The organism is Micromonospora sp. B9E7, assembly GCF_039871815.1.
Classification (GTDB): Bacteria; Actinomycetota; Actinomycetes; order Mycobacteriales; family Micromonosporaceae; genus Micromonospora.
In genome coordinates, this window is record NZ_JBDPLX010000042.1 from 1 (window position 1) to 8,359 (window position 8,359).

The window sequence follows — 8,359 nt, forward strand, 5'->3', positions numbered from 1 at the left end:
CCACCGTCCGACCCTTCGACTACGTCCATCGATGGTCACGATGGCGACGGCGACACCAGTACCGCGCCAGAACAGCCCACTACCAGCGAAGACTCGAACTTCACCAGGTGCGGCTGGAGTACTAGGCTCCACCGGAGCACGCCATCGATTGTCAGGTGCGGATGCCAGACGCCTACCGCGCCGCCGGTCTCGAGAGCGTCAGCGACCGTCGTCAGGTATGCCTCCAGCGACGGCCAGGCGTCCGAGAAGTCCGCGGGGTTGCTGGTAGGCGCCCAGCCCACGCTGGCGAATCCGGGCCCGGGTCGCAAGTCGATGACTTGAAGACCGCAGCCGCCATCCCCGAATGGAAGCCAACGTTCATGCCACCACGGCTCTGACTCGGCACCGTGCCGAGCGAAACCATCGACGTCGGGTGCGATGTCCATACGCGTCTGGCGATGCTCGACGATGCCCCTTACGGAGAGCGGAGTCGCTTCAGGGAGGATGTTCGCCCACTCTGTGAGGCCGTCGTGCCGGCGCAGCGATTCAGCCAGTCCCGCGGGAAACAGCAGGCCGAGCTCGGCCTCGGCAGCGGTGACCGATTCCTGGGCCGCTGGTCGGGCCAGCACATCGATGCTCGCTGGCGCATGTCGTCGCAACCAGCCTTCAATCCGAACCCATGCCTCCGTCACTGTTGTCACTGGTGAAGTGTAGGTATCCGTTCGTCAAGCCGGCGATGCGTCGGTTGGCGAACGCCCGCTCATCGGCTACAGCCGGACGTGTCCACGCTGTCGGCCGAGCCGGCACTCGGATCGACCGACCGTATTGCCGGCCCCTACGCCCCTTCCCCAATGCCCAGTTGCACCTGAATCTCCTGGGCGCGTTCGGCCGCCGCGCTCGCGTCGTAGTGCCGGGGCATGTCCTCGGAGGTCCAGCCCAACAACAGCATCAGGTCACCCCTTTCCGCCGGCACGCTTCCACTCGTGGGCGAAGTTGTGCCGCCAACGGTGGGCGTGCACGTTCGCCACGCCAGCGGCAAGGCCCAGCTGCTTCAGGCGAATCTTGATGCCGATAGCCGCCAACCTCCGAACGCGACCGAGGTGCGGGCTGCCGTAAGCGGTTTCGGGGTCCTGCGTTCGCCGAGCCTGTGGACCGGGAGCTAGGTTCGCCCGCGTGGCATGCACAGTCTGTGGACTCGGCGGGCACAACAATCGCACCTGTCCGGGCGAGCACCCTCCTTGTCCAACTGCGGCAGGCCCACAGCCAACATGAACGACTACTCTGAGCGCCACGACAGCGACTATTGCTCGCCGTTCACATGCCCCGACTGTTGGGGCTGGAACGCTGCGGAGCCGGCGTGAGGGGAAGAGCGAGAACATGACAACGCTCACCTGCGAAGGCTGCAAGGAGCCGATTGAGGACGACGGTAGTCACACCGACTTCAATGGGGAGGACTGGCACGAAGCCTGCTTCGAGGTCAGCGGTGGGCCGTCGTACTGCTGCGGAATGACGTACGAGAACGGCGAGGACACTTGCTTGAGTTGCGGTGAGCCTCTCTAGCGATCTTCGGCCCCAGGCTCCTCGTGAGAGGGCGGTTCGGCACTCACCCCTGGCGGGCCATCTGCACCTTGGTGGCGAACTCGGCCTCGTCCGGGATCCGGCGGTCCGGCTCCGGCCCCGGTCATCGGTCCACGACGCCGGCAGGCAGAGCTGCCGGTCAGTCAGGGCGTGGCCCTTCACTGAGCGGTAGGCCAGGAACACCCCGACCTGGCAATTCTCTGTCCGACCGGCGGTGTCGGGGTACTGGCGTTGCACCCCGGTCGACCGGGTGCCCTTCTTCAGGAAGCCAGTGTGTCGTCAACGATCAGCACACCCGCCGGATCGCCGATGTGCTCGACCACGTAGTCCCGTCCCGCACATCGTCACGGACCGCGTCAACGTTCCCAGTCCGCCCACCGCAACAACCGCTGCATCCCGTCCGGCGACACATCCCCAGCCTGCTCCGCCACAGTCCACCCGTTCTTGTGGTCCAGACCCGACACCAGGCCGCACGGGTCCTGACGCCGGACGGACGAACGGCAATGGCGGCGCTCGACCCGGACGGCCGGATCGTGGCCTGCCTACCCATCATCATGCAGCCGCCCACGACCCTGACTAGCGGCACATCCAAGCGGCGGGCCGGGCGCGGCCATGCCGCGTTACACGGTCACCACCCCGGTCCACGCACAACTCGTTCGTCTCGTGATCGATCCAATACACCTGCCCGGCGTTGATGAAGGTCGCCTCCTTCAGGTAGAACCAGTGATCCACCACGTTGACGAGCATCAGCCGTTCAGCAATCACGAGGTTGGCCACGTCACCTCATCGAGCAGACATCGCACTGCGGGTAAGTGTTGATCACACGCCGGCGAGGGCTCCCACAGATCCGCCCTAACCAGCACGAGGGCCACAAGGCCCAGAAGCAGACTACGCCGTAGCGCCGCAGCCGACCGACGGCTGCCTTGAGCGCGTCGATCGCTAATTTCGCCAGACGCGCGGTCGTGCTGAATCTGCCAGTAACGCTCGTCGCCGAGGGCGACCGTAGGTCTCAGGCCGAGCCTCCGGCTGATCGAACGGTCGGGTCATTACGCCGGCGCTATCCGGCGCATCGGCACACGCCACCCGGTCAACCCATCGCTGGGCAAGAACGCGTCTCCTGAGCCAACCGGCAGGCTATTGCCATGGGGCATCCGCAACGTAGGCTACCGGCGGTTGATCATGGCCGGTGCTGGCCAGCCCGTTCCGGTCATTTCTGGAGGAAAGAACCACATGAGGACGCGACGGTCGGCGATCATCGGGCTGGGCCTCGTCACTGCGCTCAGCTTCGGGGTCACCGGCTGCAACAATGCCACCGATCGTGCTGACACGGACACCATGGCGCCCACCCCCACATCACAGGTGGATGCACTCGACTCGCTCGCCGACGCGGTGCGGAAACTCAATACGGAAACCTTCAAGGTGAACAGCAAGACCGGGCTGGACGGTGTGGAGTTCAGCGGGGTCGTGGATCCGACCGCCAAGAAGGTGTCCATGAGGATGATCAGCGACCTTGGCGACCAAGGCATGACAGTCGACTTCGTTCAGCAGGGCAGCGCGGTGTATGTGAAGCTGGCGGGCGCAGTGCAGTTGCACAGCTTCACCCGCCTGCCGACCTTGCCCGACAAGTGGATGCACATCGATGCGTCTAACGTGGATGAGGGCAGCACCTTCTCCGAAATGGTCGACGGCGACCCAGCCGGCGTCAATGACATGATCAAGGCCGTGACCGACGTCGAGCGGAACGGTGAGCTTGGTTTCACGGGGACCTTCGACATCACCAAGTCGCCCGGCACGCAGGGGAACCTTTTCAGAAGGTTTGGGGAAAAGGCCAAAGCTGTTCCGTTCAACGCCAAGGTCGACGACCAAGGCCGGCTCACTTACGTATTCATCAACCTCAGCGCCATCGACTCAGGCTTCATCGGCGGCATCACGGCGACCTACTCCGACTTCGGCGTGCCAGTCACCATTGAAAAGCCCGCTACCGACCATACGGTCGAAGCCCCCACCGAGGTTGTCAAGGCGTTCGCCGAGACGTACGACTGAACCCGGGCAGCCCCTACAGGTCCTACCCCAGGGCTCTGGGAGCACCCCGCCACCGGAGCGGGTTCCGGCCGTCGGGCCGGATCGGAACGGGCACGCGTCGCGGCACACGGTCCCTTTCGTCGTTGTCATTCAACGGCGTTCAGCCTCTTGACCGGCCTGGCCTTCCCCGGCGTGCGGGCCGCCAGCCGGCTACGCGACGCCTCGCTGCCACGTTGTGGTGTTCCGGGTCGTCCGTCGAACTCGTCGAGCAGAGATTCGGGCGAAAGGCAGCAGCGCCGTTCCGTCTGCTAAAGAGGTTGAAAGGTTGACGTCTGCCGTTGTCGGGGTGGTTCGGGTTCGAGGGTCACGTCGGTCTGGGCGAGGAAGCCGGCGATGAGTTTGGTCTGTTGCCGGCAGGCGCGTAGCCGTTGTCGGACCAGGTCGGCGAGGTGGTCGACTCCGTGGATGGCGGTGTTGGTAATGCCGCGTGTCATCCCGGCCCAGACGCCCTCGGTAGGGTTGAGGTCGGGCGCGTAGGCCGGTAGCCGGACGACGGCCAGCCAGTCCCGGGCCGTGCGACGCGGCCCGGGCGCACCGCGCCACCGCCTCCCGGTTGAGTTCGTCGTTGACGGGCAGCAGCCTGGCACACTCAGGTGTGCTGGTTACGCCGCATACTGCGGACCACGACGCCGATCAGCGTGTCCGAGGCGTAGTAGCCGGCATTTCTCGAGTCGTAGCTGGCGTCGGCGTTGTCGCCGAGCACGATCAGGTGCCCGGGTGGTACGACCTCGTCGGGTACGGGTACCCCGGCGGGTACGGGATCGCCTGGTACGGCCACGGCGCGTTTGACGATGAGCTCGCCTGGTGGATCGCGTCGCGTGCTGGCCGACCGGGTGGGACGCGCTGGCAGGTCGCCGTCGGCGAGGACGACGACATCGCCGGAGCGGACCCTGGCCAGTGGCACCCGCCGCACCAGCATCCGGTCACCGCTGGTGTACGTGGGCAGCATGCTTCGCCCGGCCACGGTGGTGACGAGAAAGGTGTGCCGCAGCCAGCACGCCACACCACCGGTCACGGCGCCGACGACCAGGGCGCTGGCCACCGCCCGAGCAATCATCGAATCTCCTCGACCGCCGTTGCGCCGTAGCCGCTGGCTTGGGTCCGGAACAGTTGCGCGTACCGGCCGCCGAGGGCGATCAGTTCGTCGTGGCTGCCCTGCTCGGCGACCAGGCCGCCGTCGAGCACGACTATCACGTCGGCATCCCGAACCGTGCCCAGCCGGTGCGAGATGAGCAGGCTGGTGCGGCCGGCACGATGCGTCCGGAGGCGCTGGTGGATCTCGTGTTCGGCCTTCGCGTCCAGGCCCGCGCTCGGTTCGTCGAGGATGAGCAGGTCCCGGGTGTCACGCATGAACGTCCGGCCCAGGGCCAGCCGCTGCCACTGGCCGCCGGACAGCACTACACCGGTGTCCGGGTCGTCCTTCTCCTCCTCCAGGTAGAAGAGGCGGCTGAGCAGCGTGTCGTAGCCCCGCGGCAGCGCGGCCAGATTGGTGTGGATGCCAGCTGCGCCGGCCGCCTCCTCAATCCGGCGCCGGTCGGCTATCGCGTCGACGTCACCGACCCCGATATTCTCGGCGGCGCTCAGGTCGTACGACACGAAGTCCTGGAACAACACGCCCATCCGGCGCCGCAACTGCGCTGGATCCAGGTCGCGGATGTCGACACCGTCCCAGCGGATCACGCCGTGGCTCGGGTCGTAGAACCGGCACAACAGTTTGACCAGGGTGCTCTTGCCCGCGCCGTTGAGCCCCACCAGTGCGACCGCTTGGCCCTGGGAGATGGTCAGGCTGACGCCCCGCAGGATCCATGGATGGTCGTCGTGGTAGCGGAACCACACGTCCCGTACCTCAATGCCCTGCCGCAACGGCAGGAGTTGTGCCGGTCGGCGGGCGGGTGGCAGGTCGTCACCGAGGCGGCGTACGGCGGAGTGGTGGCCGACCATCAGCAGCGCTTCGTGCCCGCTGGCAATGCCGTTGACCAGACCCATGAGCGATCCCTGGATACCGGCGACAGCCACCACGAACGCCGTCACGTCACCCAGCGTCAGCCGGCCGGTGGTGGCGCTGTGTACCGCCCACACCAGGCCGAGCCCAGAGACCATCGCACTCAGAAGCGCCAGCAGTGACTGGCTACGTAGCACCTTCCGGTCGAGGCGCCGTTCCCCGTCCTGCACCTCGCGCAGTCCGCGCAGCAGCCGACCCTTGAAGAAGTCACCGAGGCCGAACAGGCGTACCTCCTGGGCGGCTCCGACGTCGGTAATCAGCTGGCCGTAGAAGGCCTGCCGCCGCATCGCCGCCGACAGGCCCAGGTACATTCCGACCCGCTGCCTGGCCAGCGAGATCTCCGCCAGCAGCGCCGGCACTGCCGCGACCACTACGACCGCGGTCATCACCGGGCTGAGGAAATACAGCGTGCCGAGCAGACTGAGCAGCGTGATCACGTCCCGGCCGATGCCGAGCAGGCCGGACGTGAGCGGGCTGAGTGCCGGACCGGTCGCCTCGGTCGCCATCCGCAGCCGGTCGAGAAACCGAGGGTTCTCGAACCTGGACAACCCCTGGAAGGAGTTCACCGCGGTGTACAGCTGGTCCTGCATCAGGCGGTCCATCCGCCGTTGCTGCTCACCCTGCAGGTAGCTGGCCAGGTGTGGCAGTACCGCGGCGACCAGACCGGCGCCGGCCAGGCCCACTCCGGCGCCGACGGCAGCCTCGACCCGAGCGGCCGCCAGCCCATCCACCACAAGCTTGGTCAGCCACACCGTGGTCGCTGGCAGCAGACCGCCGGCAACGGTCGTGACCATCTGCGCCACGGTCAACCACGGACCCGCCTGCCACGCGGTCCGCCACACCCCGGCCAGTTCGTGGAGCGGGCGCTGCGGGCTGGCCGGCTCTGTCACCGGTATCTCGGAAGCTGGCATCGTCAGGACGTGGCCGCCACGTGCCCCACCACACCGCGCACCGTGGCGTCCGCACCAGCGATGACGCCGTCGGCATCGACGCGCAGAAACGTCGGGAAGCCTCGTACCCCGAACGCCTGGGACACCGAGAAGGCGTCCGGTTCGACGACCACGGTCGCCGTGTCGGTCAGCGACGTGGCCAGCTCAACGGCTTCCGGACCGGAGTCGGTGATGACCGCGACCGCCGTGCTGGCGTCGCCGCCCTGCTCAGCCAACCACTTGGCGAACAGGGGCGCCTGTTCGTGGCACGGCGCACATCCGGCGGAGAAGAATCCCACCAACCGCGGTCGGCCGACCAGGCTGTCCCGGGTGACCGGTGTGCCATCGATCGCGGTCGCCGCGAATGCCGGCACAGGCGTGCCCACCAGCTCTTCCGGTGCGGGCATTTCCGGCGGTAGGACGCCTGAGAGCCGGTTCAGCTCAGCGGTCTGCTCCCGCAGGCGGCGCAGTACCCCGAACGTCAACAGCAGGTTCACCATGCACAACGCCCCAAGCAGGGCGACTGCGGCGACGACGAAGGGCATCGTCACTTCCTCCGAAGGTTTCCGGGATGATAGGTGGGACGGAACAGCGCCACCAGGTCATCGAACCGCAATACGAAAGGCAACACCGCCGCGGCCACGGCAAGCGCCACGGCGACGCCGGCGGGATGTCGGCCGACACCCGTCGCTGCGGTCGTCGCCACCAGGCCGCCCAGGCACGCGACAGCCAACAGCATGTTACGCGCCACGTGCGGCAGGCCCAGTGGAGTCTCCGATGCGCCGAAACACCGGCACGGTGCCCGCCGCCCGCCCCGTATTGCCAGCACGATGGCGACCGAGAACGCCACCAGGAGCGCTGCCGCCAGCGTCAACCCGGTCGGCGCCGTCGCTGGAATCACCACCAGCACCGTCACCGCAGCCTCGGCCATCACCGTACCGGCCGCGGCCACGCCCACGACCACACCGCGGCGCGGCCAGCCCAACAACCCACCGGTCGAAGCGACAAAGCTCGAATACGCCGCCGGACCGCGAAGCTTGCTGACCAGCGAGCACAGGAAGACGCCGAAGAGCAGAGCGCGGCAGGCCACCGCCAGATACATCACCAGCCGCCTCCCGCCATGCCCTGCTCCCTACTCCGGATGGCGCCGGTGCTAACAGCCCTCAGTGGAGAAGATGGTCCATGCGGTGCAGCTCATGGGCCGACTCGGCCCGTAGTAGCAGCACCGCCGGGTCCAGCGGTACCGCACGCTGTTGAGGGTCATACACCGGTACTCGCTCCAGCAGTCGATGGCCTGGACGTCGGCACGAGGCACAACAACCTCAAGTATCCGGTCAGCTACCGCTTGCACTCGTCGGGTGATGCTATCCATGCTTCCTCCGATTCATCTGCAATTGAGACCTTGTCAGCTGACCTGTGATCTTCAGGGGCGCGGCGGTGGGCCCAAGGACATCGAGCGGGGTTCAGCGCCATGTCACAGCCACGCCAACGGGATCTCTCCCATGGGCCGATCTGACGGTAGGACGATATGGTGGTATCCGTATAACCTCCGCACAATTGGCGTATAGACCAAGACGCCACCCCTGTCAGTTCATCCTGTTGGCCTGCGGTGGGCATGCCAACGCGGTCGAGGTGGTCGTGCTCTGGCACCAGGTCGCGGTGCTAGGCAGTGTCTTCAAAGGTTCACAACCATTGGAGTAGCGCGGCGATAGTGACTGTGGCCTGGAACGAGGTCGCGGTCTTGTCGTAACGGGTCGCGACGCTGCGGCACTGCTTGAGCCGGTTGAAG

At 66.7% G+C, this 8,359-nt stretch carries 8 protein-coding genes and 2 pseudogenes; 1 reads left to right on the plus strand and 9 read right to left on the minus strand.

All coding sequences use genetic code 11. From position 1 onward, the window contains the following. Positions 1 to 224: 224 nt before the first annotated feature. From ABGB10_RS33040 to ABGB10_RS33055, 4 genes and pseudogenes are all read right to left on the minus strand, one after another. Positions 225 to 680 (minus strand): annotated as a pseudogene (locus ABGB10_RS33040) (SMI1/KNR4 family protein); the annotation flags it as partial. A gap of 134 nt (positions 681 to 814) precedes the next feature. Continuing rightward, a complete protein-coding gene (locus ABGB10_RS33045) occupies positions 815 to 952 on the minus strand; it encodes a hypothetical protein (protein WP_347664898.1) in 138 nt (45 codons plus the stop codon). Between the two features lie 639 nt (positions 953 to 1,591). Further along, positions 1,592 to 2,027, minus strand: a pseudogene (locus tag ABGB10_RS33050) (transposase); the annotation flags it as partial. A gap of 106 nt (positions 2,028 to 2,133) precedes the next feature. Beyond that, complete coding sequence (locus ABGB10_RS33055; RefSeq protein ID WP_347664899.1) at positions 2,134 to 2,334, minus strand: hypothetical protein; 201 nt, start codon at positions 2,332 to 2,334, stop codon at positions 2,134 to 2,136. Between the two features lie 396 nt (positions 2,335 to 2,730). Here ABGB10_RS33055 and ABGB10_RS33060 point away from each other — a divergent pair, with 396 nt between their 5' ends. After that, entirely contained in the window at positions 2,731 to 3,600 is an 870-nt protein-coding gene (locus ABGB10_RS33060) for a hypothetical protein (protein ID WP_347664900.1), read from the plus strand. Between the two features lie 287 nt (positions 3,601 to 3,887). Here ABGB10_RS33060 and ABGB10_RS33065 read toward each other — a convergent pair whose 3' ends face one another. The 5 genes from ABGB10_RS33065 to ABGB10_RS33085 form a co-directional block, all read right to left on the minus strand. Further along, a complete protein-coding gene (locus ABGB10_RS33065) occupies positions 3,888 to 4,073 on the minus strand; it encodes a hypothetical protein (RefSeq protein WP_347664901.1) in 186 nt (61 codons plus the stop codon). A 155-nt stretch (positions 4,074 to 4,228) separates the two neighbouring features. Then, a complete protein-coding gene (locus ABGB10_RS33070) occupies positions 4,229 to 4,696 on the minus strand; it encodes a S26 family signal peptidase (RefSeq protein ID WP_347664902.1) in 468 nt (155 codons plus the stop codon). Beyond that, positions 4,693 to 6,435: an ABC transporter ATP-binding protein gene (locus ABGB10_RS33075; RefSeq protein ID WP_347664903.1), complete on the minus strand. Its 1,743-nt coding sequence runs from the start codon at positions 6,433 to 6,435 to the stop codon at positions 4,693 to 4,695. Before ABGB10_RS33075 ends, ABGB10_RS33070 begins: the two co-directional genes overlap by 4 nt. Positions 6,436 to 6,554: 119 nt before the next feature. After that, on the minus strand, positions 6,555 to 7,115 hold the full coding sequence (locus ABGB10_RS33080; RefSeq protein ID WP_347664904.1) for a TlpA disulfide reductase family protein: 561 nt from the start codon (positions 7,113 to 7,115) through the stop codon (positions 6,555 to 6,557). A gap of 2 nt (positions 7,116 to 7,117) precedes the next feature. Further along, complete coding sequence (locus tag ABGB10_RS33085) at positions 7,118 to 7,672, minus strand: MauE/DoxX family redox-associated membrane protein (protein ID WP_347664905.1); 555 nt, start codon at positions 7,670 to 7,672, stop codon at positions 7,118 to 7,120. Positions 7,673 to 8,359: the final 687 nt, after the last annotated feature.